23 protein-coding genes are annotated in these 24,322 nt (G+C 64.2%); 5 read left to right on the top strand and 18 right to left on the bottom strand.

Going from position 1 to position 24,322, the window contains the following annotated elements:
* Positions 1–29 precede the first annotated feature (29 nt).
* Entirely contained in the window at positions 30–1,268 is a 1,239-nt protein-coding gene (gene glgC, locus QQM37_RS02815; protein ID WP_337250233.1) for a glucose-1-phosphate adenylyltransferase, read from the top strand.
* Positions 1,269–1,357: 89 nt separating this feature from the next.
* Entirely contained in the window at positions 1,358–2,860 is a 1,503-nt protein-coding gene (locus QQM37_RS02820; RefSeq protein WP_285724812.1) for an SDR family oxidoreductase, read from the top strand.
* Positions 2,861–2,926: 66 nt separating this feature from the next.
* On the opposite strand, the gene QQM37_RS02825 is transcribed toward QQM37_RS02820, so the two are convergent.
* The 3 genes from QQM37_RS02825 to QQM37_RS02835 form a co-directional block, all read right to left on the bottom strand.
* Entirely contained in the window at positions 2,927–3,778 is an 852-nt protein-coding gene (locus tag QQM37_RS02825; RefSeq protein ID WP_285724814.1) for a transglutaminase family protein, read from the bottom strand.
* Positions 3,775–4,701, bottom strand: coding sequence for an alpha-E domain-containing protein (locus tag QQM37_RS02830; RefSeq protein ID WP_285724816.1), 927 nt, complete (start codon positions 4,699–4,701; stop codon positions 3,775–3,777). The genes QQM37_RS02825 and QQM37_RS02830 overlap by 4 nt, the downstream gene beginning before the upstream one ends.
* Positions 4,702–4,801: 100 nt before the next feature.
* Positions 4,802–6,355 (bottom strand): circularly permuted type 2 ATP-grasp protein, encoded by a 1,554-nt coding sequence (locus tag QQM37_RS02835; protein ID WP_285724818.1) that lies wholly within the window; start codon positions 6,353–6,355, stop codon positions 4,802–4,804.
* A gap of 90 nt (positions 6,356–6,445) precedes the next feature.
* On the opposite strand from QQM37_RS02835, the gene pepN reads away from it, so the two are divergent.
* Positions 6,446–9,091 carry an aminopeptidase N gene (gene pepN, locus QQM37_RS02840; protein WP_285724820.1) on the top strand — a complete coding sequence of 882 codons (2,646 nt, stop codon included), beginning with the start codon at positions 6,446–6,448 and terminating at the stop codon, positions 9,089–9,091.
* Between the two features lie 50 nt (positions 9,092–9,141).
* Positions 9,142–9,540, top strand: coding sequence for a RidA family protein (locus QQM37_RS02845; RefSeq protein ID WP_285724822.1), 399 nt, complete (start codon positions 9,142–9,144; stop codon positions 9,538–9,540).
* Between the two features lie 42 nt (positions 9,541–9,582).
* On the opposite strand, the gene QQM37_RS02850 is transcribed toward QQM37_RS02845, so the two are convergent.
* The 13 genes from QQM37_RS02850 to QQM37_RS02910 all read right to left on the bottom strand — a co-directional run bounded on the left by QQM37_RS02850 (position 9,583) and on the right by QQM37_RS02910 (position 21,687).
* Complete coding sequence (locus tag QQM37_RS02850; protein ID WP_285724824.1) at positions 9,583–10,686, bottom strand: lipoate-protein ligase LplAB; 1,104 nt, start codon at positions 10,684–10,686, stop codon at positions 9,583–9,585.
* A 107-nt stretch (positions 10,687–10,793) separates the two neighbouring features.
* Positions 10,794–11,048, bottom strand: a complete 255-nt coding sequence (locus QQM37_RS02855) for a type B 50S ribosomal protein L31 (protein ID WP_285724825.1) — start codon at positions 11,046–11,048, stop codon at positions 10,794–10,796.
* A gap of 150 nt (positions 11,049–11,198) precedes the next feature.
* A complete protein-coding gene (locus QQM37_RS02860; protein WP_285724827.1) occupies positions 11,199–11,657 on the bottom strand; it encodes a peroxiredoxin in 459 nt (152 codons plus the stop codon).
* 51 nt (positions 11,658–11,708) lie between these two features.
* Complete coding sequence (locus tag QQM37_RS02865) at positions 11,709–12,722, bottom strand: LacI family DNA-binding transcriptional regulator (RefSeq protein ID WP_285724829.1); 1,014 nt, start codon at positions 12,720–12,722, stop codon at positions 11,709–11,711.
* Between the two features lie 56 nt (positions 12,723–12,778).
* Positions 12,779–14,113: a class-II fumarase/aspartase family protein gene (locus QQM37_RS02870; protein ID WP_285724831.1), complete on the bottom strand. Its 1,335-nt coding sequence runs from the start codon at positions 14,111–14,113 to the stop codon at positions 12,779–12,781.
* Positions 14,114–14,138: 25 nt separating this feature from the next.
* A complete protein-coding gene (locus QQM37_RS02875) occupies positions 14,139–15,914 on the bottom strand; it encodes an ABC transporter permease (protein ID WP_285724833.1) in 1,776 nt (591 codons plus the stop codon).
* Positions 15,911–16,975, bottom strand: coding sequence for an ABC transporter ATP-binding protein (locus tag QQM37_RS02880; protein WP_285724835.1), 1,065 nt, complete (start codon positions 16,973–16,975; stop codon positions 15,911–15,913). The genes QQM37_RS02875 and QQM37_RS02880 overlap by 4 nt, the downstream gene beginning before the upstream one ends.
* A 27-nt stretch (positions 16,976–17,002) precedes the next feature.
* Entirely contained in the window at positions 17,003–18,040 is a 1,038-nt protein-coding gene (locus QQM37_RS02885) for an extracellular solute-binding protein (protein ID WP_285724837.1), read from the bottom strand.
* 362 nt (positions 18,041–18,402) lie between these two features.
* Positions 18,403–18,879, bottom strand: a complete 477-nt coding sequence (locus QQM37_RS02890; RefSeq protein WP_285724839.1) for a hypothetical protein — start codon at positions 18,877–18,879, stop codon at positions 18,403–18,405.
* Between the two features lie 66 nt (positions 18,880–18,945).
* On the bottom strand, positions 18,946–19,194 hold the full coding sequence (locus tag QQM37_RS02895) for a hypothetical protein (RefSeq protein WP_285724841.1): 249 nt from the start codon (positions 19,192–19,194) through the stop codon (positions 18,946–18,948).
* 46 nt (positions 19,195–19,240) lie between these two features.
* Entirely contained in the window at positions 19,241–20,056 is an 816-nt protein-coding gene (locus QQM37_RS02900) for a TrmH family RNA methyltransferase (protein ID WP_285724843.1), read from the bottom strand.
* 28 nt (positions 20,057–20,084) lie between these two features.
* Positions 20,085–20,873 carry a sulfite exporter TauE/SafE family protein gene (locus tag QQM37_RS02905; protein ID WP_285724844.1) on the bottom strand — a complete coding sequence of 263 codons (789 nt, stop codon included), beginning with the start codon at positions 20,871–20,873 and terminating at the stop codon, positions 20,085–20,087.
* Positions 20,874–20,901: 28 nt separating this feature from the next.
* Positions 20,902–21,687 carry an ABC transporter ATP-binding protein gene (locus QQM37_RS02910; RefSeq protein WP_285724846.1) on the bottom strand — a complete coding sequence of 262 codons (786 nt, stop codon included), beginning with the start codon at positions 21,685–21,687 and terminating at the stop codon, positions 20,902–20,904.
* A gap of 66 nt (positions 21,688–21,753) precedes the next feature.
* Between QQM37_RS02910 and serB the strand changes: the two genes are divergently transcribed.
* The gene (gene serB / locus QQM37_RS02915) at positions 21,754–22,656 is read left to right on the top strand and encodes a phosphoserine phosphatase SerB (RefSeq protein ID WP_285724847.1); all 903 of its coding nucleotides are present in this window, start codon (positions 21,754–21,756) and stop codon (positions 22,654–22,656) included.
* A gap of 22 nt (positions 22,657–22,678) precedes the next feature.
* Here the strand turns inward: serB and QQM37_RS02920 are convergent, their stop codons facing one another.
* Both QQM37_RS02920 and QQM37_RS02925 read right to left on the bottom strand, forming a co-directional pair.
* A complete protein-coding gene (locus QQM37_RS02920) occupies positions 22,679–23,458 on the bottom strand; it encodes an SDR family oxidoreductase (protein WP_285724849.1) in 780 nt (259 codons plus the stop codon).
* Between the two features lie 83 nt (positions 23,459–23,541).
* A complete protein-coding gene (locus QQM37_RS02925) occupies positions 23,542–24,264 on the bottom strand; it encodes a beta-ketoacyl-ACP reductase (RefSeq protein ID WP_285724851.1) in 723 nt (240 codons plus the stop codon).
* Positions 24,265–24,322: the final 58 nt, after the last annotated feature.

Below are 24,322 nucleotides of genomic sequence, written 5' to 3' on the forward strand. Positions count from 1 at the left end.
ACCGAGGTATAGCGGCGAAAGGGGACCCCATGGCGGTCACTAAAGTATTGGCAATCGTGTTGGCAGGCGGGGAGGGGAATCGGTTGATGCCGCTCACCGCTGACAGGGCGAAGCCCGCTGTCCCCTTTGCCGGCGGGTACCGACTCATCGATTTTGCGCTCTCCAATCTGGTCAACTCCGGCTACCGGCAGGTGGTGGTACTGACCCAGTACAAGTCACACTCTCTGGACCGCCACATTTCTGAGACCTGGCGGATGTCTAACCTGCTGGGCAACTACATCGCCTCGGTTCCCGCTCAGCAGCGCGTCGGCAAGAGCTGGTTTCTGGGCAGCGCCAACGCGATCTACCAGTCCCTGAATCTCATTTATGACGCCAAGCCGGACATCGTGGTTGTGGTGGGCGCGGATCACGTCTACCGGATGGACTTCTCTCAGATGGTCGAGGAGCACATTGCCTCCGGCCACGCCGTGACCGTGGCCGGCGTCCGCCAGCCCCTGGAGCTGGCGCCATCGTTCGGCGTGATCGAAACGGACCCCGAGAATCCCGGAACCATTGCGGCCTTCGTCGAGAAGCCGGCGCAGACCAGGGGCCTCGACGAGGACCCCACCCAGTTCCTGGCCTCAATGGGCAATTATGTTTTCAGCACAGAAGCCCTGATCGAAGCCCTGCAGCATGACGCCGAACAGCTGGACACCAAGCACGACATGGGTGGCGACATCATCCCCTACTTCGTCGCACAGGGCAGCGCAGGCGTCTACGACTTCAACCACAACGAGATCCCCGGCTCCAGCGAACGGGACCGCTACTACTGGCGCGATGTCGGGACGCTGGATTCTTACTATGAAGCACAGATGGACCTCATCTCTCCCCTGCCGATCTTCAACCTGTACAACCTCGACTGGCCCATCTACACCCGTCAGGCCATCTCCCCGCCGGCCAAGCTGGTCCGCGGGCAGGCTTCCCAGGGCACGGCCCGGGACTCCATCGTCTCCAACGGCGTGGTGATCTCCGGCGGCACGGTGACCGGCAGCGTGCTGGGCCACGACGTGTACGTCCACGAGGGCGCCATCGTCACCGACTCGGTGCTGATGGACAACGTCGTCGTGGGACCTGGCGCGGTAGTGCGGCGCGCCATCCTGGACAAGAACGTGGAGATCCCCGCTGGCGTCAAGATCGGCGTGGACCCCGTGCTCGACGCGGCCCGCGGCTTCAAAGTGACGCCCTCCGGCATCACGGTGCTGGCCAAGGGCCAGGAGTTCACGGTCTAAGCCCTGGAGCCTCGCCCGGTGCCACCAGTGGCACCGGGCGAGGCTCCCGCCGAAGATCACAGTACCGAAGATCCCAGTAAACTCGTGGGGTGAGTAGCACCGATGAGTTTTCCGCTGGCCTGAGCCAGGACCGGATTGACACTGCCCTGGACGTCCTGAACACCGTGCACCTGCTGGATGAGGACGACCCCCGTTATATTGCGGTGCGGCGCGCCACCGGCAAGATGTTCAAGGCAGTGAAGCGGCATCGGCGCACCAGCAAGCGCGATGCCGTGAACGCAGCGGACCAGGAAGTGATCGCCTTGACGGCCACGGCGGCACCCGACCGCATCGATGATGAAACACTGGGCAATAAGTTGCAGTCCTCCGCGACCGGGAAAATCGCCGGCACGCTGATCCGGCCACGCGCCTGCTACATCTGCAAACAGCCGTATACCCAGGTGGACTACTTCTACCACCAGCTCTGCCCGGACTGTGCTGCCTTCAGCCATGGTAAACGTGATGCCCGCACCGACCTGCGTGGGCGCCGTGCCCTGCTCACCGGTGGCCGGGCCAAAATCGGCATGTACATCGCCCTGCGACTGCTCCGAGATGGTGCACACACCACCATCACGACCCGTTTTCCGCAGGATGCCGCACGCCGCTTCGCCGGGATGGAGGACTCGGCCGACTGGTTGCACCGCCTCGACATCGTCGGTATCGATCTGCGTGATCCGGCACAGGTGCTGGCGCTCACCGATGACCTCAACGCCGCCGGGCCGCTGGACATCCTGATCAACAATGCGGCGCAGACGGTGCGGCGGAGCCCGGGGGCCTACCAGCCGCTCGTCGAGGCCGAATCGGAACCGCTGTCTCCGGCACTGCTGGCCAAGGGCCCGCGGATTCGCAGCTTCGGCCATGCGCACGACCGGCATCCGCTGGCCCTGGCGGCCTCCGTCTCCGAGCACCCAGCCCTGCAGGGCGCCCTCAACACCGGAACGCTCGACGCCGAGGTGCTGGATGGGGCGGCGCTGGCAGCCCTGGCACTGGCTCCGGGCGCTTCAAGCCTGGAGCGAATGGAAGCGGGAACCGCTATCGATGCTGGCGGGCTCGTCCCGGACCGCGGCACGGTGAACTCCTGGACCCAGGTGGTTCACGAGGTGGATCCGCTGGAGCTGCTTGAAGTGCAGCTCTGTAATGTGACCGCACCATTCCTGCTGGTGTCCCGGCTGCGTCCGGCCATGCGCCGCTCCCCCGCCCGGCGGAAATACATTGTGAATGTCTCCGCCATGGAAGGGCAGTTCTCCCGCGCTTACAAAGGCCCTGGACATCCGCACACCAATATGGCCAAGGCCTCACTGAATATGCTCACCCGGACCAGTGCCAAGGAAATGCTGGAAAGCGACGGCATTCTGATGACCGCTGTGGACACCGGCTGGATCACGGATGAACGCCCACACGAGACCAAGGTCCGGCTGGCTGAGGAAGGCTTCCACGCTCCCCTGGACCTCGTCGACGGTGCCGCCCGGGTCTACGACCCGATTGTTCAGGGCGAGGCCGGCATCGACCTCTATGGGGCCTTCCTGAAGGACTACCAGCCCAGCCCCTGGTAGACCTCCTTAACGGGTGATGGCCTGAACTCTCGTTGAGTTCAGGCCATCACTGTCAGATGCACCGGCTCAGGCCAGTCGAGTGACCTCCACCGTGACCTGCAAAGTGGATCCGCCGCCGCCGGAGAGAATCCCCTTCAGCGGAGGGACGTCCCGGTAGTCGCGTCCGCGGGCCACCGAAACGTGTAGGTCCCCTGCCGCCTTGTGATTGGTCGGATCCCAGGAGCGCCATTCACCATCCCACCACTCCAGCCAGGCGTGGGACTGACCGGAGACGATCTGACCCATCTCGGCGTCAGCCTGCGGGTGGATATAGCCGGAGACATAGCGTGCGGGGATGTTCATTGAACGCAACGCACCAATCCCCACATGGGCCAGATCCTGACAGACGCCCTTCCGTTCCAGCCAGGCCTCCTGGGCAGAGGTATGCACGCCCGTGATGCCCTTGACGTATTCCATCTCTCCGCGCATCCATTCGAACACGGCGAGCGCACTGCTGTGCGGATCCTTTTCGCCGACCACCTCGCGGACCAGCTCCTCCACTTCGACCCCGCAGGTGCTCAGTCGGGTCTGGGGCAGCCAGTCGCTGAACGCCTCCTGCGTCTTGGCGGAGGCCAGATCGCTCCAGCTGACCATCCGGGCCTCGTGCAGCGACCGGTCCGGGCGGTGAACCTCCACCGTACTGTGGGCACTCACCTCGAGCTCCTCATGCGGCGTCTGCATATCGAAAGCGGTGACCTTGGTGCCCCAGTAATCGCGGTAGGAACTCACTCCGGCCTGACTGGGCTTGACCTTGAGCACTGACTCCAGCACGACCTGCTGGGGGTCGGTGACCGGCGTCATTCGCGCCTCGTTGTAGGACAGCGTGACCCGGTGGTTGTAGGAATACCGGGTGGTGTGGACAATATGCAGGCGACTCAAGAGACTTCTCCCACCCATTCCAGGTCAACCGCTTGGTTGAAGTATTTACGTGAGATGGCGTCGGAGGCCTGGGCCACCGCACGCTGTACCCGATCCATGTGCTCCGGCAGCTCCACCAGCAGATCATCCGTCCGATGGAACTCCAGGAAGGTGCGTGCCTGGCCGACGATTCTCCGGGCATCGTTCATGAATCCCACCCGCTGCGCCGAAGGGTCCAGTCTGAGCAGGCATTCGTCGGCATCGCGGAGCGCATAGACGATGGACCGGGGGAACAGCCGGTCCAGCAGCAGGAACTCCGCCGCGTACTGATCGTTGAAGGCGGCGTTGCGGGTCCGCAGGAAGGACTCATACGCCCCGGCACTGCGCAACATGGTCACCCAGGACATACCGGTGGACAGGATCTCCCGGGTGGAGAGCATCCGGGCGGTCATGTCGGCTCGTTCCAGGGCACGCCCCAGCACCAGGAACTGCCAGGAGTCGTCGTGGCTCATGGCGCTGTCGGTGAGCCCACGGATCATTGCGGTGCGTTCCAGTACCCAGTGGCAGAACCGGTAGGTCCCCACCACGTCTTTGCGGTGTTGGGTCAGCCCGTAGTACGTGGTGTTCAGACTCTCCCAGAGCGAGGAGGACACAGTCTCGCGGGCACGCCGGGCATTTTCGCGGGCGGCCCCCAGGGCGCCGGCGATCGAGGTGGCGGACTGCCGATCATAGGCCAGGGTGTGGAGCAACTCGTCCATGCCGAACTCCTCCGTCCCGGTCCGGGCACCCATCACGGCCAGCAGGTCCTGGGAGACTTGACGACGCTCTGCGATTTCCAGATGGTTGATTCGTTCCAGATGGACGTCCAGGATGCGGGCCGTCCCATCAGCGCGTTCCACATAGCGGCCAATCCAGAAGAGGGATTCAGCGATTCGGCTCAGCATGGTGGCATCTCCTCTCGAATACGGTGCGACTGCGCTTCAGGGTCTTGAGCGTAGCGAGCAATCAGGGGTTCAGTGGGACCACAGTCCCGGAGTCGATGCATCATTGGTCGGACTGCCTGTCCTGCCAGTTCGACTCCACCGGCCAGACCGAGACGCGCTCGCGCATCGGCAACGGTTCCCGTGGAGGCAACTCGACCGGCCCTTCCGGAGAATCAGCCAGTACCCAGGTGTCCTTGGAGCCACCGCCCTGCGAGGAATTGACGATGAGTGAGCCCTCCTCCAGCGCGACCCGGGTGAGTCCACCCGGCAGCACCCAGACGTCATCGCCGTCGTTGACTGCGAAGGGGCGTAGGTCCACGTGCCGGGGACCGAACTTGTCTCCGGCGAGGGTCGGCACGGTGGAGAGCTGCACCACGGGCTGGGCGATCCAGCCGCGGGGATCCTTGAGCACCCGCTGGCGGAGAGCCTCGAGCTCCGCTTTGCTGGCCTGCGGACCAATCACGATGCCCTTGCCACCTGAACCGTCCACGGGTTTGACCACCAGCTCGTCAAGCCGGTCCATCGCCTCCTCCCGTGCCGCATCCTCTTCCAGCCGGAAGGTCTGCACATTGGCGATCGCTGGCTCCTCGTGAAGGTAGTAGCGGATCAGATCCGGTAGGTAGGTGTAGACCAGTTTGTCATCGGCCACACCGTTGCCGACTGCATTGGCAATGGTCACACCGCCGGCGCGGGCAGCGTTCACCAGGCCGGGGCAGCCGATCATCGAATCGGAACGGAACTGCAGCGGGTCCAGGAAGTCATCGTCGATGCGTTTGTAGATGACATCCACGCGTTGCTCGCCGGCTGTGGTGCGCATGTACACGCGGTTTCCACGACAGATCAGGTCGCGGCCTTCGACCAGTTCCACGCCCATCAGGCCGGCGAGCAGCGTGTGCTCGAAGTAGGCGGAGTTGAACACGCCAGGAGTGAGTACGACGACGGTCGGGTCGTCCACACCGGACGGCGCGGTTTTGCGCAGGGCGGAGAGCAGACGGCGCGGGTACTCCTCCACAGGCCGGATGAGCTGCTGGGCAAAGGCTTCCGGCAGGCCTTTGGCCATGGCCCGCCGATTCTCCAACACATAGGAGACCCCACTGGGCACCCGGACATTGTCCTCCAGGACCCGGAAAACACCGGACTGGTCCCGGATCACGTCGATGCCGGCCACATGCACCCGGACGCCACCGGCCGGGGTGAAGCCAGCCACCTGGCGGTGGAAATGCTCGCTCGTGGTGATCAGCGATCGGGGCACGACACCATCGGTGACGACGTTCATTTTGTCGTAGACATCGTCCAGGAAGGCTTCCAGTGCACGGACACGTTGTGCGACGCCGCGCTCCACACCCGCCCATTCCTGGGCAGAGATGATCCTGGGAACCAGATCGATCGGGAAGGGACGCTCCTCCCCCGCGAAGTCGAAGGTGACACCACGGTCCAGGAACGTCCGCGCCATCGAATCGGCCCGGGCACTGACGTCGGGGAGCATCAGTTCACCGAGGGTTGCCGCCACTTTTCGATAGTGTTCGCGCGGGAGCAGTTGCTCGCCGAACATCTCGTCATAGGCGCCCGTGGCGGCGACGGCTACCTCATAATTTTCAAACAACTCCGCTGACATGGGAACACTGTGCCACTCATTGGTTTCCAACACGTAACTCGCACGTTTCGGCGCGCCGAGATGACTTCGCAAACATGATTAGATGAATTAATGCCTGTTGTGAACCGTCCGTCCGCTGTACACCCCGTTCCCAGTTCCCGTCTGAACCTGAGTCGCAGTGAAGCGGCGGAACGCTCGGCGTCCATCCGGTTGAGCCAACATCATGTGAGCCTGGATCTGCGCACCGCTGCGGAGCAACCCGAGCTCGGTTTTGTGACACGCAGCATCATCACTTTTACGGCGGAACCCGGCTCCACGAGCCATCTGGACTTTGTGGGACGCTCGGTGCAGCGCGTCCAGCTCAATGGCCGCGATATTCCGGTGGAGTACGACGGTGCCCGGATCCAGCTGCCCGCTCTGGAGGCGGAGAACCAGGTCACGGTGACCGGAATCGCCGACTACTCACGTACCGGCGAGGGCCTGCACCGCTTCGTCGACCCTGCGGATCAGAAGGTGTACCTGTATACCCAGTACGAACCGGCGGATGCCCGACGGGTCTTCCCAACCTTTGAGCAGCCGGATCTGAAGGCGGAATATCACTGCGATGTGATCGCCCCGGCGCACTGGGTCGTCGCCTCGAATGGCGCCGAACAGCAGCGCGTTCCGCTCAGCAGCGCTGAAGGGCTCGACCACTGGAGCTTCGCACCCACCCAGCGGATCTCCAGCTACCTGACCTGCGTCATCGCCGGTGAATACGCCCGGTATGACTCCAGCTGGAGCAGCGAGGAGCACGACATTGCGCTGGCCGCATACTGCCGTAGCTCAGTGGCCGGCCACTTCGATGCCGAGGCGGTGTTCGCGCTGACCCGGGCCGGTCTGGACTTCTTCCATCGTGTCTTTGACTACCCCTACCCCTTCGGCAAGTACGACCAGGCCTTCGTCCCGGAATACAACCTGGGTGCCATGGAGAACCCGGGGCTGGTCACCTTCACCGACGCCTACGTCTTCACCTCCCGGGCCACGGACATCCAGTACCAGCAGCGGGCCAACACCCTGATGCATGAGATGGCACATATGTGGTTTGGCGATCTGGTGACGATGCGCTGGTGGGATGACCTCTGGCTCAAGGAATCCTTTGCCGACTACATGGGTACCCTGGCCGTCGCGGAGGCCACCCCCTGGGGAACGGGGTCCTGGGTGAGTTTCGCCAACCGGCGCAAAGCCTGGGCCTATACCCAGGACCAGCTGCCCAGCACACACCCGATCGTGGCCGACATCGTGGATCTGGAGGCTGCGAAGCAGAATTTCGATGGCATCACCTACGCCAAGGGTGCCTCGGTGCTCAAGCAGTTGGTGGCCTTCGTGGGACCGGAGGTCTTCTTTGCTGCGGCCCGGCAGTATTTCCGCAAGCATGCCTTCGGTAACACCAGCCTGGGCGATTTCCTCGCCGAGCTCAGCATCGCCTCCGGGCAGGACATGAGCCTCTGGGCCCGGCAGTGGCTACAGACCTCCGGGCTGCCCACGCTCAGCGTGAAGGTCGAGGAAAGCAACGGCGTGCTGGAGCGCGTGCGGATTCATCGCACGGGCACCGATCCGGTCACCGGCGAGTCCCTGACCCAGCCGCACGCTCTGCGGCTGGGCGTCTACACGGTCGATGCCGAGGGCGCCCTGCAGTGTAGCGCCTCGCTGCCGGTGCGGGTGGAGGCAGAATGGACTGAGGTGCCGGAGCTGCTAGGCACGGCGCAACCGGCCTTGTTGCTGCCCAATGATGAGGATCTGAGCTACGCCAAAATCCGCTTCGACGAGCATTCGCTGGCCACGGTGCTGCAGTCTCTGGACCGGCTGGTCGATCCGCTGGCGCGGACCCTGTGCTGGTCAGCACTGTGGAACATGACGCGCGATGCCGTGCTTCCCGCAACGGCCTACCTGCAGGCCGTGTACCGCTTCGGCCCCTCAGAGGCGAACGATGGCGTACTGGCCACGCTGCTGGACCAGGCGGTCTTCACGCTCGGCCACTTCATGCCCGTCAAAGACCGCGCGGCGGCGCTGACCATGATGCTCGATGCCGCCCTGTATCAGCTTGCTGAGGCCCCGATATCCTCAGACCGGCAGCTGGTCTGGGCTCGGCACCTCGCCTCGGTGGCCCGTGCCGTGGCTGCTCATGGTGCTGCACCCGACGCCTCGCGGGCAACCGGCGCACTGCGCGCCTTGCTGGCGGGCCAGGGAGCCACTGGCCTGGTCGCCGATTCGGATCTGCGCTGGCAGCTGCTGCACGCCCTCGCAGCATTGGGTGAAGCGGACCAGGTGGACCTCGAGCAGGCGAGGGAGGCAGACGGAAGCTCCGTCGCCGTCGTCGGCCTGCACCGGGCGCTGGCTGCGCGCCCCACCGCCGAGGCCAAAGCTGAGGCCTGGCGGGTCAGTGTGGAATTGGACGAGCTGTCCAATGAACTGCTCAGCGCCGTGATTGCGGGTTTCGCCAGCGGACCCGGGACATTGCGCACCGGGTACCAGGAGGCCTATTTCGAGGCCCTGTCCGGACTCTGGGCCAGTCGGAGCATCGAGATCGCCGGCCGACTGGTGCGTGGCCTGTTCCCGATGCAGGATGCCCTGGCCGGTCTGGCCATCGAGGACCATCCCCTGGTGCAGCGCACCGCGAGGTGGCTGGAGGAGAACCCTGAGTCGCCCGCTGCCCTGCGGCGAATCCTGATCGAGGAAGCCGATCAGTTGCGCCGCGCCCTGCGGGCACAGCAGGGGTGATCGCCGCCATCGGCCGGACTGGCGGCATCGGGCGCTGGTAGTCTCTGGCCATGAGTGTCGAACTACATCGCAGCCAGGATCTCTCCGAGGTGGCAGAGTACGCCTACGCATCCTCCACGGAGGCCTCACGCCTGGTCTTCACGGCAGGAGCCTGTCCTCTCGATTCCTCGGGGCAGGTGCCCCCGAGCAGCATCTCCGAACAGGCTGAGCTGTGCATGGACAATCTGACGCTTGCTTTGCGGGCAGCTGGCTCGGATCTGAATGCCGTGCTGAAAACCACGGTCTACGTAGCCAGCAGCGATCGCGGCGAGCTGGTGGAGGCGTGGAACGCCGTCCGCGCGGCCATGGGTGAGCACGATGCACCGAGTACCCTGCTGGGCGTCACGGTGCTGGGATATCCGAACCAACGGGTCGAGGTTGAAGCCGTGGCGGTAGGAACCGCGCCTTAGATCAGCCAGCCGTCGCCGACCGGTCTTTATCGCTGACCGCCCCTAGGGAACGCGGTAGGTCCATTCTCTGGTGTGAAACTTACCGGTCACCAGTTCATCGGTCTTGGCCAGGTCGTCAGCGCTCAGGCCCACCCGACTGCCGCCGTGGAGCTCTTCGAAGGTGCTGATCAGAGTCTCGATAATGGCCTCACGGCTGAGCCCTGTCTGCCGCCGGAGCGGATCGACGCGCTTCTTGGCCGAGGAAATACCCTTGTCGGACAGCTTTTCGCGCCCGATGCGCAGCACCTGAGTCATCTTGTCCGCATCGATGTCGTAGGACATGGTGACGTGGTGCAGCATGCCGCCATTGCCCAGACGACGCTGCGCCGCCCCGCCAATCTTTCCTTCATCCGTGGCGATGTCATTGAGCGGTACATAGTGCGCGCTGATGCCCAGCTTTCCGAGCGCCACCATGACCCAGCTATCCAGGAAGGGATAGGACTCGGCGAAACTCAAGCCGTCCACCAGGCTTTGCGGAACGTACAACGAATACGTGATGGCGTTGCCTGGCTCCATGAACATGGCACCACCGCCGCTGATCCGGCGTACCACGGTCACTCCGAAGCGTTCAGCGCCCTCAGGATCCACCTCATTGCGCATCGACTGGAAGCTGCCGATCACCACCGACGGCGCCTCCCACTCCCAGAACCGCAGCGTCGGCCTGCGCAGGCCTGCTCCCACCTCTGAGGTGAGCAATTCGTCGAGCGCCACGTGCTGGTAGGTGTTCAGAGGGGTCGGAGGGATGATCTCGAAGTCGTGATCGTCCCAGGTGGTGGCCTTCTTCAGCGCTCGGCGCACCGCGGTGGCCACCGCCTCCGGTGAAAAGCCGAACATGACGGCATCGGGTCGCAGACCGGCACGGACCACCGCAGCGAGCTCGGAAGCCGGAGCCTCAACGGGCATTCCGGTCAACGCACTGTTGATGTCCTCCAAGGCCTCGTCGGGTTCAAGGAAGAAATCACCGTTGATGGAGACCTCGGCCAGACGGCCCTGGCGAACCTGCAGATCGGCCACCACGAGTTTGCCGCCAGAGACCTTATGCTCGCCATGGAAGCTTTGCCCGTGGGAATCTTGGCCCTGAAGGTTCTGTGGATTATGGTCAGTCATCGTTGCCCGTCTTTCGGTATCCAAAGTGTCTCCACGAACAACAAGGGGCGGGGATGCCAATGCATTCCCGCCCCTTGTTCTGCCCCGGCCACTGGCCGGAGGGAAAATTACTTCTTGCCGAAGCCCTTGAAGCGGGCGTTGAACCGCTCCACACGACCGGCGCTGTCCATGATGCGCTGCTTGCCGGTGTAGAAGGGGTGGCTCTCCGAGGAGATTTCGACGTCGATCACGGGGTAGGTGTTACCGTCTTCCCACTCGATAGTCTTGCTGCTGGACACGGTGGAACGCGTCAGGAACTTGGTGCCGGAGGCCAGATCATTGAAGACCACGGCTTCGTACTTCGGGTGAATATCGCTCTTCACGGAGAATGCCTTTGTTCGGGTGGACCTGGATTTTGCCAGATCCGCAGATCACGGAATTGCCCACGCACGCGCGTAGGGCCAAAAGAAAATCTTACAGCATCAGGGCGCACGGCGTCACTCACACGCCGCGACCCTACCGGGCGGCCGGTCTCAGGCAGACTGGCCCAGGACGCGCAACGCACGGTCCGCATGCGTTCGCATATCGGTTTCGCTGGAGATCACGTCGAGAATGGTGCCGTTCTGGCCGATCACGAAGGTGGAGCGTTTCACCGGCAACACCTTCGCCAGAAGCCGCCGTTTCACCCCGTACTCCCCGATCACGGTTTCCTGAGGATCGGAGAGCAACGGGTAGGAAATCCCGGTCTTCCGGGCAAACTCCGCCTGGCGCTCCACACTGTCCCGACTGATCCCGACCCTGTGGGCACCGAGCGCCTGGAATTCTACGGAGAGATCGCCGAAGTGGCAGACTTCCGCGGTGCAGCCGCCGCTCATTGCCAAGGGGTAGAAGAACAGGACCACCGGGCCTTCGGCCAGCAGTGTGCTGAGCCTGACCGGCGTGCCGCTCTGGTCCAACAGCTCAAAGTCCGGGGCTACGTCTCCCTTATGCATGCGGTCAGCCTACCGCCGCCAACTGATAGTCGTCTGTGGGCCACTTTCATTTCAGTGGCAGCCGCAGGAGCCCCTGACAACGAGTTCCGGCACGTAGGTCTCAATGACGTGGAGCGCAGCTTGGTCGGTGGCGCCCAGCGCTGCGAGGAGTTTCCGGCCCGCGGCCCGGCCGAGCTCCTCGGGGTGAGTGGCCATGCTGGTCAGCGTCGGTTCGAACAAGGCCGCGCCCCGGATGTCGTCATAGCCGATGACCTTGACAGAATCAGTGGGGATGCCATGCAGGCGCAGAGCTCGGTAGAAGCCGAAAGCGACACTGTCGCTGTGGCAGATCACACCGTCCGGAAGGGGGCCCGCGGCCAGTAGGCTCTCTCCCGCCTTGAGCCCGCTCTCCCCTGACGCATCCCCGGGGAAGTCCCTCACCGAATCATCGTTCAGCCCGGCGTCGCGCATGGCCCGCCTGACGCCGTTCAGGCGGTCCCAGCGAGAGAGGACGACATCGCGTCCCCCGAGGTAGGCCAGTGAGCGGCAGCCGTGGCCCAATAGGTGCTGGGCGGCCAGCCGTCCTCCTTCCAGGTCATCCGGCCCCACATAGGGGACCGATTCGCCCTCGAGGTACCGGGTCATGAACACGTGCGGAACGCCGGATACCCTGATCGTGTCCAGCAGCTCCCGGGGACTGCCACTGGCCGGAACTACGGCAAGGCCGGCGATCTGATGCTCACGGAGCTCAGTGATCAGCTGCTCCTGCCGGACCGGATCATCGCCGGTGGCCACCACGAGCGAGAGGAAACCCGCCGCTCTGAGTTCGTCCTCCAGTCCCACCAGAAGTTCCCCGAAGAAAGGGCTGGCAATGTTGGTGACCACCACGCCGATTGTGCTGGAACGTTGCGTCCTGAGCGAGGCAGCCCCTCGGTTGTAGACATAGCCAAGCTCTTTCATGGACGCGTTGACCCGGTCCCGGGTCTTCTGGGAGACGCGGCCTTCCCCTGTCACCACATAGGATGCGGTGGTCCGTGACACCCCGGCATGGGCGGCGACATCCTTGAGGGTCACGTGTTCAGTCATACGCATCAAGGTAGCAGGGCACCCCGTTTCCGGGGTGCCCCTACCGGCCGTTGCCGTCATCGCCCCGCCAGCGCCTGTTCGGCCCGGGCGACGGTCTCGTGCGCCAACTGCTCGCTAAGCCCGGTGTGGCGGGCAGGATCCAGGAGTTCTTCCAGCTGGTCCTCGGTGAGAACCTTCGCGATCCGAGGCTCCTCCCGCAGCACCTCAAGGAAGTCGGTGCCGGAGACTGCCGCCTGCGTGGCGGCATGATGGACGACGTCGTGGGCCTCCTGCCGCCCGATGAACCCCGCGAGGCTCATCATCACGGCTTCGGCCGAGATCAAGCCGTGAGTCAGCGTGAGGTTGGCCTTCATGCGCTCGGGAAACACCTGCAGGCCTTCCAGAAGCTGCGCCAGGAGCCCCAGGGTCTCCGCGCCGTGCACAGCCGCTGTCATCACCGCGTGGTCCATGAGCGCGGAGCGGGCTCCGTCCACTTCATGGGACTGGATCATCGCCTCCAGAGCCATCGGAACCGCAGACTGCACGATGGCGGCGTTAGTGACCACCCCGGCGCTCAGCTTGGGGTTCCGCTTCTGCGGCATAGTAGAGCTTCCGACGTCACCGTCAGGGATCTCCTCACAAAGTTCCCCGAACTCCACAGCCATCAGACGGGAAACCTCACCAGCGATCTGGCTGCAGGAGGCTGCCATCAGTGCCAGCACCGTCGCGAACTCGGCAAAATGGTCTGCGATCCCGCGGCCCGGGATCGCCATGGGCCGAAGCCCGAGCTCCTCCGCCACGAGCTCCTGGACCCGGGGCCCGGGTTCGCCGAAGGTGGCGAAGGTCCCTGCCGCACCGCCCGTCATAGAGACGGCCAGCCGAGGACGCAGCTCACCGAGGCGTTCCCGGTGCCGCAGCATGGTGTCCAGCCAGGCGGCGGTCTTGTAGCCGAAGGTGATCGGTACGGCCTGCTGCCAGTGTGTACGGCCCGCCATGAGGGTGTTGGCGTGCTCGCTCGTCAGCACCGCAAGCGCTTTGATGACGCGTTCCAGCTGAAGCTCCACGATACCCAGGGCCTGGACCATCCCCACCGTGTCGCCGCTCTGCTGGATGTTCTGGGTGGTGGCCCCCCAATGCACCCAGCCTCCAGCCTCGGGCCCGGTGACCCGTGACAGCTCGCGGATGATCGGGACCATCACATGGCCCGTCACACGTTCCTGGGCATCCAGCTCGGCCTCATCCAGCAGCTCCAAGCGGGCGCTGGCAGCGATGGTCCTGGCTGCTTCCGCCGGGATGATGCCCAGCTGGGCTTCCGCCGTGGCCAAGGCAGCTTCCACGTCCAGCCACCGTTGCCGTTTGCTGGCTTTGGTGAACAGGTCCTGGACTTGCTCGGTGGGCGTTTTGCGTGGCATGTCGGTGTACCTTTCCTCAGATTCCTCAGACAATGGGACCCGCCATAGTGTTGGTCGCCGCATCCTGGCCGGATTTTTCCTTCTTATCGCGTTCCAGGGCCTTGGAGATGATCAGCACGATCAGGATCAGGACGATCTGCAGGGTGCCGTAGGCGGCAGCCGCCCCGAACTCTGCGGAGTAGATGCGGTTGTAGATCGCCACGGACATGGGCACGAATCCGGCCGGGTAGATCACCACGGACGCCACGTACTCCCCGACGCCATCTACGAAAGCCAGAAGGGCACCAGCCAGGATGCCCTTGGACACCAGTGGCAGGGTGATGGTTCGCAGGACCCTGGCAGGCGAGGCGCCGAGGTTGCGGGCCGCCTCCTCGACGGAAGGGTCCAGCTGGTCCAGGCTGGCACTCGTCGAGCGGAACACCAGGGGCACGTACCGGACGAAGTACGCTACCGGCAGGATCCAGAGGGTGCCCACCAGGCGCAGGCCAAGGTTTCCCGGGTTGGGATCGTTGAACGCCGTCACCAGGTTCACACCGATCACGGTGCCCGGCAGGGCCCAGGGCAGCATGATCGCCAGGTCCAACAGGGTCTTGCCGCCCAGCTTCCAGCGGGAGATGATCCACGCCGCCAGGGAACCGATCACCACGGCCCCGAGAGTAGCCAGAACACTCATCTGAACGGAGACATTGATGGGCAGCAGGCTCCGTGGGTTCGTGAAGATCCCGGTGTAGTTGGCCAGCGTGTATTGCTCAGGGAGGACCTGTGTGGTCCAGGAACTGTCCACGGAGAAGGAGACCAGAACGATCACCAGCACCGGTGCCACCAGGATCACGCTCAGCGCGACGGTGCCGATCAAGGCCAGGTACCGCGCGGCGCCGGTGCTCACGGCCCGGTCCCGCTGGGTCCCCTTAGACAGCGAACGGTGAATCCGGCGGCCCTGGTACCAGCGCATGGCCACGAGGAAGAGAATCGAGACTATGGAGAGGATCGTCGATTGGGCAGCGGCCAGCTCATGGGCACCGGCAGTACGGGTGGAGACGATCTGCATGGTCAGCGTCTGGACGTTGTAGAGCTGGGGAGCCGTAAAGGAGGCCATGGAGATCATGAACGTCAGCAGGGCGCCGGACACTAGGGCCGGTGTCAGCATGGGCAGAATGACCGTGGCCCAGGTCCTCAGCTTGCCCGCGCCGAGATTGGCGGCAGCGGATTCCAGGGAGGAATCCAGCCCGGCCAGGCCAGCTGTCACGGAGAGGTAGAAGAACGGATACATGGTGAAGGTGTGCACCACGAGGACGCCAGCGATCCCGGAGATCGCCGTGGACGCCGGATCGATGCCCAGAAGCGCGTGGAGTGCCCTGGGCACGATGCCGGTTTCGCTATAGAGGAGCACGAAAGAGACCGTACCGATCAGCGGCGGCAGCGCCATCGGCAGAATAGCGAAGACCTCCAGTACCTTTCGCCCGGGGAAGTCGAACCGGGTTAGCAGGACAGCCAAGAGCGTGCCGACCACGCCGCAGAGCACCACGGAAGCCAGCGAGGTCCCCACCGACAGGCCCAGTGCCGAAAGGGAAGCCCCGTTGAAGAAGCCGGTGTAGTTGGCGGCGAAGCCCGCGCCCTTCGTGGAGGAGACTGCGGTTTGCACCATGGGGATCACCACGAAGAACAGCAGGATCAGGAAAACCGGAATGGCTAGCACGTAGACGAACTTGTCGTGCCCGATCCGCTCGGCCAGGCCGCCGCGGGCCAGCCGGGCTGTCCCCTTGACACTCAGCCGCCCACGGGTTGCCGGCTGAGCGCTCATGGCTGCACCATCCAGGCCTTGTTCCGGCCGCAGATCAGGTGCACCTGATCGCCTTCGCGTGGCGCGTCCAGGCTGTCCGGGACGGTCACGGTGAGGGTATCTGAGCCACACTCCACTTCGTAGTTGAGAGAGGCACCAGTGAATTCGAGCGACTTCACTATGCCGTTCAGTATTCCGTCTTGGGCAGTGCCGAAACCGAGCTGCTCCGGACGGATCGACACCTGGACGTCAGAGCCGACCAGCGCGTCGACGTGGGGTGCAGGCGCGACGTCAAGCTCACCGCCGCCGACCAGCCTCAGCCGCACGCCGCCGTCATCGTTCGCGGAGAGCACCGTGGCGGAGAGGACGTTGCTGTTGCCGATGAAGCGGGCCACAAACGCGGTGGCGGGCCGATGGTAGATTTCGCGGGGCGCGGCAATCTGGTGCACCTTTCCGGCCTCCAGCACAGCAATCCGGTCGCTCATGGCCATGGCCTCGGCCTGGTCATGTGTGACGTAGATGCCGGTGATTCCCGCGTCACGCTGAACCTGGCGGATCTGCAGACGGGTCTCCTCGCGGAGCTTGGCGTCCAGGTTGGACAACGGCTCGTCCAGGAGAAGGACGGACGGCTCGATGACGACGGCGCGAGCCAGCGCTACACGCTGCTGCTGGCCGCCGGAGAGCTGGTCGATCCGGCGCGAACCGTAACCTGCCAGACCCACCTGGGCGAGTGCTTTTTCGATCCGCCTAGCCCGCTCGGCCTTAGGCACCTTCCTGATGCCCAGGCCGTAGGCCACGTTCTGGGCAACGGTCATATGCGGGAAGAGGGCGTAGTTCTGGAACACCATGCCGGTGTCCCGCTTGTGCGGAGGTGTGTCTGTGACCTCCTTCTCGCCAAAGCGGATGACGCCGCTGCTGGGCTGGAGAAATCCGGCGATCATGCGGAGCATGGTGGACTTGCCGCAGCCAGAAGGCCCCAGGAGGGTGAAGAATTCGCCGGCGCCGATGGTGAGATCCATAGCCACCGTGGGCGGATTGTCACCGTAGCTCTTGGTGACGTTGTCGAGCTGAACCGTGATCATATGCGTGCCTCTCTCATCCAGTCCGGGTCAGCCGTGGTTCTTGATGTTCTGGACCCAATAGTTGATCCACTCAGCTTCCTTGGAGGACTCCATCGCCCAGTCCACGTTCATCTCCTTTAGCCCGACCTTGGCCAGCCAATCGGGCTGCTTAGCGAGCTCCACCGTGGGGATCTGGAAGTTGTTTTCAGCCAGATACTGTTGGGTCGAATCGCTGAGCAGGAAGGCCGCAAAGGTATCCGCAGCGTCCTTGTTGGGGCAGTTTTTGACCTTGCCAACACCGTCCAGGAGGACGGGAGCTCCCGAGGTCGGCACCACGGGAGTGAAAGGGACTCCAGCCTTCTGCTGATTCATGATGTCCTGCAGGTTCCACACGGTGAGCGGGGCCTCCTGTCGCTGAATGCGTAGGTAGAGGTCGGTGGGGTTGGCGGTGTAGTCCTTGGTGTTCGCATCCAGCTTCTTCAGCCAGGCGTAGCCGTTGGACGGGTCCGCGGCGCTGCCGTATTTGAGGATCATGGCACCAAAGATGCTGCGCATGGTGCCGGAAGCGGCCACGTCGCGGATCAGGATCTTCTTCTTGTAGTCAGCCTTGACCAGGTCGTCCCAGTCCTTGGGTGCAGTATCCGGTGTCAGCATCTTATTGTTGTAGGCAATGACCTCCGCAAGGCGCTGCTCAGCCAGCCAGAGATTGTCCTTGCCACGGTACTTCTCCGGAACACGGCTCACCACGTCCTGCTTGAAAGGCTCCAGCAGCCCAGCCCCCACGCCTTGATCGAACTGCTGGGAGGTTCCACCCCACCAGACATCGGCCTGCGGCTTACCTGCTTCAGCGCGGACACGATCCGCGACTTCCTGCGCGCCAAGCGTCAGCAGATTCAGCGTGATTTCCGGGTGCTCGGATTCAAACTTCTTGACAATGCCATCAGTGATGGTCTTGGGACGCGAGGTGTAGACGGTCACGGTCTTGGAACCGGAACCGCCACCCGAGCTGGAGTCGAGCCCGCAGGCTGAGGTGCCGAAAACGACTGCTGAGGCAAGGGTGGCAGAGAGGAAAGTGCGACGTCGCATTGAGTTCTCCTTGAGTGTGGCCGGCGAGCAACGATGTTGCCGACCATGACGGGTTGCAACGTTGATGGATCGATTCACCAACATCGTTTAAAAAATGTCAGTTCTTGGTTTCATTTTGCCGAATCGATTCACCAACTGACTCTAATAATGAGACCACGTGACTGTCGTCACGTCAAGTGTTGTCGCATAGTTCCCCGCCGAAGCTCACTCGCAGGACCGCCATCATCCGGGTCTCACGATCCTCTGACAGCCGCAGACCCGTCCTGCTCGGCGCGCTCGCGAAGCACCCGCGTAAGATCCAGAAGCCACCTCCACATGTCCGGATCATGCAAGGGGAGCATCTTGTGGTGCGCCGGGAGCACTCAAGCCCGGCCCTCCTCCACCCTCAGCACCACAGCTCGCTTCTCGAGGAGATCAATCAATTCAGTGGTGACGAAGTCCCGGGCACGTTCGGTATTGTTCGAGTGACTGGTCAGCGTCGCGAGAGTGAAGGCGGTCCCGGAGCTGGACTCGCGAACCTGCGACTCGGGCAGCCCAGACGGGGCCGACGATGACGGTTGAACCTCCTTCGAGGGATTCCCACCTGCACGGATCCTGAAGGTAGGAGCCCGGTCCGGGAGAGAAATCAGCGCATACCCATAGTCCGACCCGACAGTCACGCCCTTCGTGTAGCGGCCAGCCCAGGCGCTGCATCCCACCTCCAGCCCGTCCTCGGGCCAGCGGAGGACGGTCTTCAGGACGCGGTCCGAGGCGTTAGGTCCCTCAACCGCCGTGATATTTTCCTGGTCCTTGTCGATCAACAGGTAGCTCAGACCGTTCGCCTCGGCGAAGCGCGCCACCCGGTAACGCTGCGCGGACGCCGTGACGCACGACTCTCACACAGAGCGGCAAGGCACCGATCAGGATCAGCCCGCCGACAAGCGGCCCCCCCACACGGACGGGTTGGCGAGCGTTCCCACGCCGAACGCCGCCCCGAACAACAGGCCACAGGTAAGAATCATCAGCACCAAGCAGCCAATGTTGAGCCCCGGCATCGGCCGCCCAAGACCGAACTCGCAGGCGAGCTGCCGATCGTGCTCGCGCGCGAGCCTTGGATCGACGGGCTCGGTCAGTGGGCGGTAGTCGATCTCACGGCTGGGGGCGGCATCGGGCATTTCTCAAGCATAGGATGACGGACCAGCCGGACCCGGCCTGCGTCCCTTAGCGCGTCGCGTAGAACGCCACCGCGGACGCGGCTGCGACATTGAGCGAGTCGACTCCCCCGCTCATCGGAATCAGCACGTGATGATCGACGGCGGCCAGCGTCTCCGCGCTCAACCCGGCACCCTCGGTACCCAGGATCAGCGCCAGCCGCTCCGGCTTCTGCGCAGCGAACTCCTCCAGGGACACAGCCTGCGGACTCAGCGCCATCGCCGTCGTGACAAAGCCCTGCTCACGCAAGGTCGCCACGCCCTCAGGCCAGGCATCGATCCTCGCCCACGGCACCTGAAAAACCGTCCCCATCGACACCCGGATACTCCGCCGGTACAAGGGGTCTGCACATCTCGGGGTGACCAGCACGGCATCGACGTCCAGTGCCGCCGCGCTGCGGAAAATCGCCCCGAGATTAGTGTGGTCCACTATGTCCTCCAGAACCGCCACACGCCGGGCGTTCTGCAGCAGCGATTCCCAGTCCGTCGCCTCGGGGCGCTGCATCGCTGCAATGGCCCCCCGGTGCAGGTGGAAGCCGGTCACGCCCTCCAGCACCTCATCGGGACCGGTGTACACCGGCACCTCGGGAAAGCGGGCAAACACCTCCGCAAAACCCGCCAGCCACTTCTCCGCCATGAAGAAGGACCGCGGCTGGTGACCGGCATCGAGCGCACGGTTCAGCACCAGCGAGCTTTCCGCCAGGTAGAGACCGCGCTCCACGTCCAGGCTGCGCCGCAATTGGGTATCGGTCAGCCGGGTGTAGTCCAGCAGTCGCTGATCGGCCCGGGCTTCCTCAACACTGCCGAGGCGGATGATCTGGGTCATGGGTGATTTTCCTCAGGAGGCCGGGGGGTCAGGAGGCCACGAGCTTGGCGACCATGAAATACAGCGCCATCAGGCCCAGAACAACGATGACGGTGCGCAGCACGGCGGGGTGTAGGCGGCGGCCAACTTTGGAGCCGAACCAGCCGCCCACCAGCGATGACACCGCAATCACCAGTACGACGGACCAGTTGATCCGGTCAAAGGCAAACAGCAGATAGGACAGTGCCGCCACCAGATTGACACCCAGCACCAGCACGTTCTTCATGGCATTGGCCACCTGCATGCTGCCGCCAAGCAGCACACCGAAGACACCGACCAGCAGAATCCCCTGAGCCGCCACAAAATAGCCGCCATAGATGCCGATCAGGAACACCAGAACGGTCAGTACCACCGTGTGCCGGGTGCTGCTGCCATCGCTGCCGGCAGCAGCCCGCCGGGCGGCGATCCAACGCTGCAGCCTGGGCTGGAAGATCACCAGCAGCAGCGCCAGCACAATCAGAATCGGCGCCACGACACCGAAGACGCTGGCCGGAAGGTGCAGCAATAGCCAGGCGCCTACGATGCCGCCCAGGATCGAGGCGGGCAGCAACCGCAGGACTTGGCGGCCCTGGCCCTTGAGCTCGGCCCGGTAACCCCAGGCACCGGAGGCGTTCCCCGCAATCAGACCGGTGGCGTTGGAAATCGAGGAGGTGATCGGAGCGTATCCCAGGGCAACCAGCACGGGAAAAGTGATCAGCGTCCCGGAGCCGACCACCGAGTTGATCGTCCCGGCCCAGAGACCGGCGAGGCCGATCACGATGACGTGTAAAAAATCCATATCCTGCGTGCGGCGCGAGCCTCAGCGATCAGGCGCGCGCCATGGCGCTGAACCGCTCATTGGTCCGGGTGACCGTCAGCGGCAGGCCAAAGGTATCGGAGAGATGCTCTTCGGTCAGCACCTCGTCGAGCGGGCCCTGGGCCACCACGCCACCGTCGCGCAACAGCAGCGCATGGGTGAAGCCCGGCGGCACTTCCTCCAGATGGTGGGTGACCAGCACGATGGCGGGCGCCGTCTCGTCGCGGGCGAGCGCGCTCAATCGCGACACCAGATCCTCGCGTCCACCCAGATCCAGGCCTGCAGCCGGCTCGTCCAGCAGCAGCAACTCCGGATCCGTCATCAGCGCACGGGCGATCTGCACTCGTTTGCGTTCGCCATCGCTCAGCGAGGCAAAGGGGCGGTTCAGGAAGGTTGACATGCCCCAGTCCGCGAGCAGCCGGAAGGCTCTGCGCTCGTCATCGCGCTCATAGGCTTCCCGCCAGCGGCCGGTCACCCCATAGGCGGCTGTAACCACGACGTTGAGCACGTTCTCATCTTCCGGGATGTTCCGGGCCACCGACGCCGAGGCGAGGCCGATGCGCGGGCGCAGCTCGAACACATCCACCGCACCCATCACCTCATCCAGGATGCCCACCACTCCGGACGAGGGGTGCATCTGGGCGCCGGCCAGCTGCAGCAGCGTGGTCTTTCCTGCGCCATTGGGGCCAAGAACCACCCAGCGTTCGCCTTCTTTGACCTGCCATGACACCTCGTCCAGCAGCGTCGTCGTGCCGCGCTTGACGCGCACGGAGGAAAGCTCAAGAACATCACCCATAATGTCGTACTTTATGTCACCGGCTTGGCGATGTGCGAACCGGGAACCTGCCGCTAGGCTGGCTCTGTGATCCCCACCGTCTCAGTCTTCCGTTATGCCCCCGATCTCCGCGATGAGGACCGGGCTGCCCTCCGCCAGACCGTGCTCAGCACTGGTGTCACGCTTGCCGAAGAGTTCGCTGAGACTCTGGGCGGCCTCGAGTTCTGTGGTCTGCGTGTTGAGGTTCCTGAGACCAACGATTCCGCAGCACTGCTGACGGCGCTTGCGGCGGCCTTTCCGGTCGAGGACCCGCGGCGGGGCCTCTGGGCTGTGGTGCCGGAGAGTCTGCGGGCAGCAGAGCGCACACTGGTAGTGCTCGATGTCGACTCCACCCTGATCCAGCAGGAGGTCATTGAGCTGCTCGCCGCGTATGCCGGGCGGGAAGCAGAAGTGCGTGAGGTCACCGAGGCTGCGATGCGTGGAGAGCTCGACTTCGCCCAGAGCCTGCACGCCCGGGTGGCCACCCTGGCGGGCCTTCCCGCCTCGGTCCTCGAGGAGGTACGCCGCGCCCTGGTACTCTCCCCCGGCGCCCGGGAACTCATTGACGGTGTGCACCGCAGCGGTGGGCTGGTGGCAGCCGTCTCGGGTGGTTTCTCGCAGATCCTGGATCCGCTTGCCGACGAGCTGGGGCTGGATCATGCGCAGGCCAATGACCTGGAGATCGTGGATGGCAGGCTGACCGGCCGCGTGCTGGGCGCGGTCGTGGACCGCGCGGCCAAGGCTGCTGCGCTGCAGCGCTGGGCAGCGCACGATCACATCCCGCTCGTGGCAACGGTCGCCATCGGCGATGGTGCCAATGATCTGGATATGATGGCGGCGGCCGGGCTCAGCGTCGCCTTCAACGCCAAGCCGGCCGTGCGCCGGGTTGCTGCGGCCCGGGTGGACCGCCTGGATTCCGTGCTGGTGCTCGCCGGGATGACCCAGCGCTGACCCTCCGGAGCGCCAGGAATTTTCAGGGGTTGAGGAACGACTCCGCGCCACCGACCAGCTCGGTGTGACCCGTGGGTACCTCGGCGGTGACCATGGCGGATACCTCGGCCGCGAATTCCGCCACGGAGTACAGTTTGCCGGCCTCCGCGCGACGCGCCTCGATGGCACCCGGCTGTGCCCGGTCCAGCAGGGTGGCGGTGATGGTTCCTTCAATCATGTCCCCGGAGACCACGACGAAACTGATGCCCTTGGCCTCCAGCTCGGGGATGAATTCGCGCAGGGCGTCTTCACCGGCCCGCTTGCTGCGGGCAACCGGCTCATAGGCATCCATGGTGGCCACCTGGTTGATGAAGTGTGCCTGGTGGCTCGTGACGAAGACCACTCGGGAACCCGCGGGCATCACCGCGGTGGCCGTTTTGAGCATCGAGACCTGGGCGTCACGGTTCAGTCGGAGTGCGTAGTCCTCCCCCATGGAGGACTCCATTCCACCGGAGGCGTTGAGTACCAGAATGTCCAGGCCACCGAAGTTCGACACTGCAGCATCGACCAGGGCCTGAACGTCCGCTTCCTGGGTCAGATCTCCGGCAACAGCGGCAGCGCGGCCACCGGCGGCCTCGATCTCGGAGACGACCTTATTGGCCCGCGGCGCCTTCTGCCGGTAGTTCACCACAACAGCGGCGCCCTCGGCGGCGAGGTTCTTGGCGACATCGGCGCCGATTCCGCGGGATGATCCGGTGACGAGGGCGGTTTTTCCGGCCAGTACTTTTCCTGCCGGTACGCCGGCGGTGTTGTGATCAGTCATGATGTCCTGTGCTTCTTCTCGAATCGACTGTGAATTTCAAACGGCAATGCAGTCGGGACTACACTCCCAGTGCTGCGCTGGTGTCAGTGGCCCATGCCCAGGCCGCCATCGACCGGGATCACGGCCCCGGAGATGTAGGCAGCTTCATCGCTAGCCAGCCAGCGAACCACGTTGGCCACCTCGGAGGCCTCGGCAAAGCGCCCAGCCGGCACGTTGGCCAGGTATTGCTTCTGGGTTTCCTCCGGCAGCTCGGCCGTCATATCGGTGCTGATGAAGCCGGGAGCCACCACATTGGCGGTGATATTGCGGGAGCCGAGCTCGCGGGTCAGCGAGCGGGCGATGCCAACCATGCCGGCCTTCGAAGCGGCGTAGTTGATCTGCCCCGGGGATCCGTACAGACCGACCACCGAGGAAATCAGGATGACGCGGCCCTTGCGCAGCCGGATCATGCCCTTCGCGGCCCGCTTGATCACGCGGAAGGCACCGGTCAGATTGGTGTCCAGGACCGAGGTGAAATCGTCCTCGCTCATCCGCAGCAGCAGAGTGTCCTTGGTCACGCCGGCATTGGCCACCAGCACCTCCACCGGACCATGGGCAGCTTCAACGTCGGTGAACGCCGCGTCGATGCTCGCCTGGTCACGGACGTCCGCCTGCACGCCCAGAATCCCCTCGGGCAACTCGGTGGGGCTGCGGTAGGTCACCGCCACTTTGTCGCCATTGGCCAGAAAGGCCCGGGCGATGGCCAGGCCGATTCCTCGATTCCCTCCGGTGATCAGAACACTGCGACCCGTGACGGAATCTGCCATGATGAGGACTCGTTTCTCCCGATGTCTGCTGACTGGTGGTGCCGTGTACTTGGCGCTC

This window comes from Psychromicrobium xiongbiense (genome assembly GCF_030271165.1).
GTDB classification, from domain to species: Bacteria; Actinomycetota; Actinomycetes; order Actinomycetales; family Micrococcaceae; genus Renibacterium; species Renibacterium xiongbiense.

Coding starts and splice junctions, on each gene's coding strand:
- QQM37_RS02895 (WP_285724841.1), bottom strand. CDS start 19,194: ATGCCCGATGCCGCCCCCAGCCGTGAGATCGACTACCGCCCACTGACC.
- QQM37_RS02885 (WP_285724837.1), bottom strand. CDS start 18,040: ATGCGACGTCGCACTTTCCTCTCTGCCACCCTTGCCTCAGCAGTCGTT.
- QQM37_RS02925 (WP_285724851.1), bottom strand. CDS start 24,264: ATGGCAGATTCCGTCACGGGTCGCAGTGTTCTGATCACCGGAGGGAAT.
- QQM37_RS02850 (WP_285724824.1), bottom strand. CDS start 10,686: ATGACTGACCATAATCCACAGAACCTTCAGGGCCAAGATTCCCACGGG.
- QQM37_RS02865 (WP_285724829.1), bottom strand. CDS start 12,722: ATGACTGAACACGTGACCCTCAAGGATGTCGCCGCCCATGCCGGGGTG.
- QQM37_RS02835 (WP_285724818.1), bottom strand. CDS start 6,355: ATGTCAGCGGAGTTGTTTGAAAATTATGAGGTAGCCGTCGCCGCCACG.
- QQM37_RS02860 (WP_285724827.1), bottom strand. CDS start 11,657: ATGCATAAGGGAGACGTAGCCCCGGACTTTGAGCTGTTGGACCAGAGC.
- QQM37_RS02880 (WP_285724835.1), bottom strand. CDS start 16,975: ATGATCACGGTTCAGCTCGACAACGTCACCAAGAGCTACGGTGACAAT.
- QQM37_RS02875 (WP_285724833.1), bottom strand. CDS start 15,914: ATGAGCGCTCAGCCGGCAACCCGTGGGCGGCTGAGTGTCAAGGGGACA.
- pepN (WP_285724820.1), top strand. CDS start 6,446: ATGCCTGTTGTGAACCGTCCGTCCGCTGTACACCCCGTTCCCAGTTCC.
- QQM37_RS02870 (WP_285724831.1), bottom strand. CDS start 14,113: ATGCCACGCAAAACGCCCACCGAGCAAGTCCAGGACCTGTTCACCAAA.
- QQM37_RS02900 (WP_285724843.1), bottom strand. CDS start 20,056: ATGACCCAGATCATCCGCCTCGGCAGTGTTGAGGAAGCCCGGGCCGAT.
- QQM37_RS02845 (WP_285724822.1), top strand. CDS start 9,142: ATGAGTGTCGAACTACATCGCAGCCAGGATCTCTCCGAGGTGGCAGAG.
- QQM37_RS02920 (WP_285724849.1), bottom strand. CDS start 23,458: ATGACTGATCACAACACCGCCGGCGTACCGGCAGGAAAAGTACTGGCC.
- QQM37_RS02905 (WP_285724844.1), bottom strand. CDS start 20,873: ATGGATTTTTTACACGTCATCGTGATCGGCCTCGCCGGTCTCTGGGCC.
- QQM37_RS02830 (WP_285724816.1), bottom strand. CDS start 4,701: ATGCTGAGCCGAATCGCTGAATCCCTCTTCTGGATTGGCCGCTATGTG.
- QQM37_RS02910 (WP_285724846.1), bottom strand. CDS start 21,687: ATGGGTGATGTTCTTGAGCTTTCCTCCGTGCGCGTCAAGCGCGGCACG.
- glgC (WP_337250233.1), top strand. CDS start 30: ATGGCGGTCACTAAAGTATTGGCAATCGTGTTGGCAGGCGGGGAGGGG.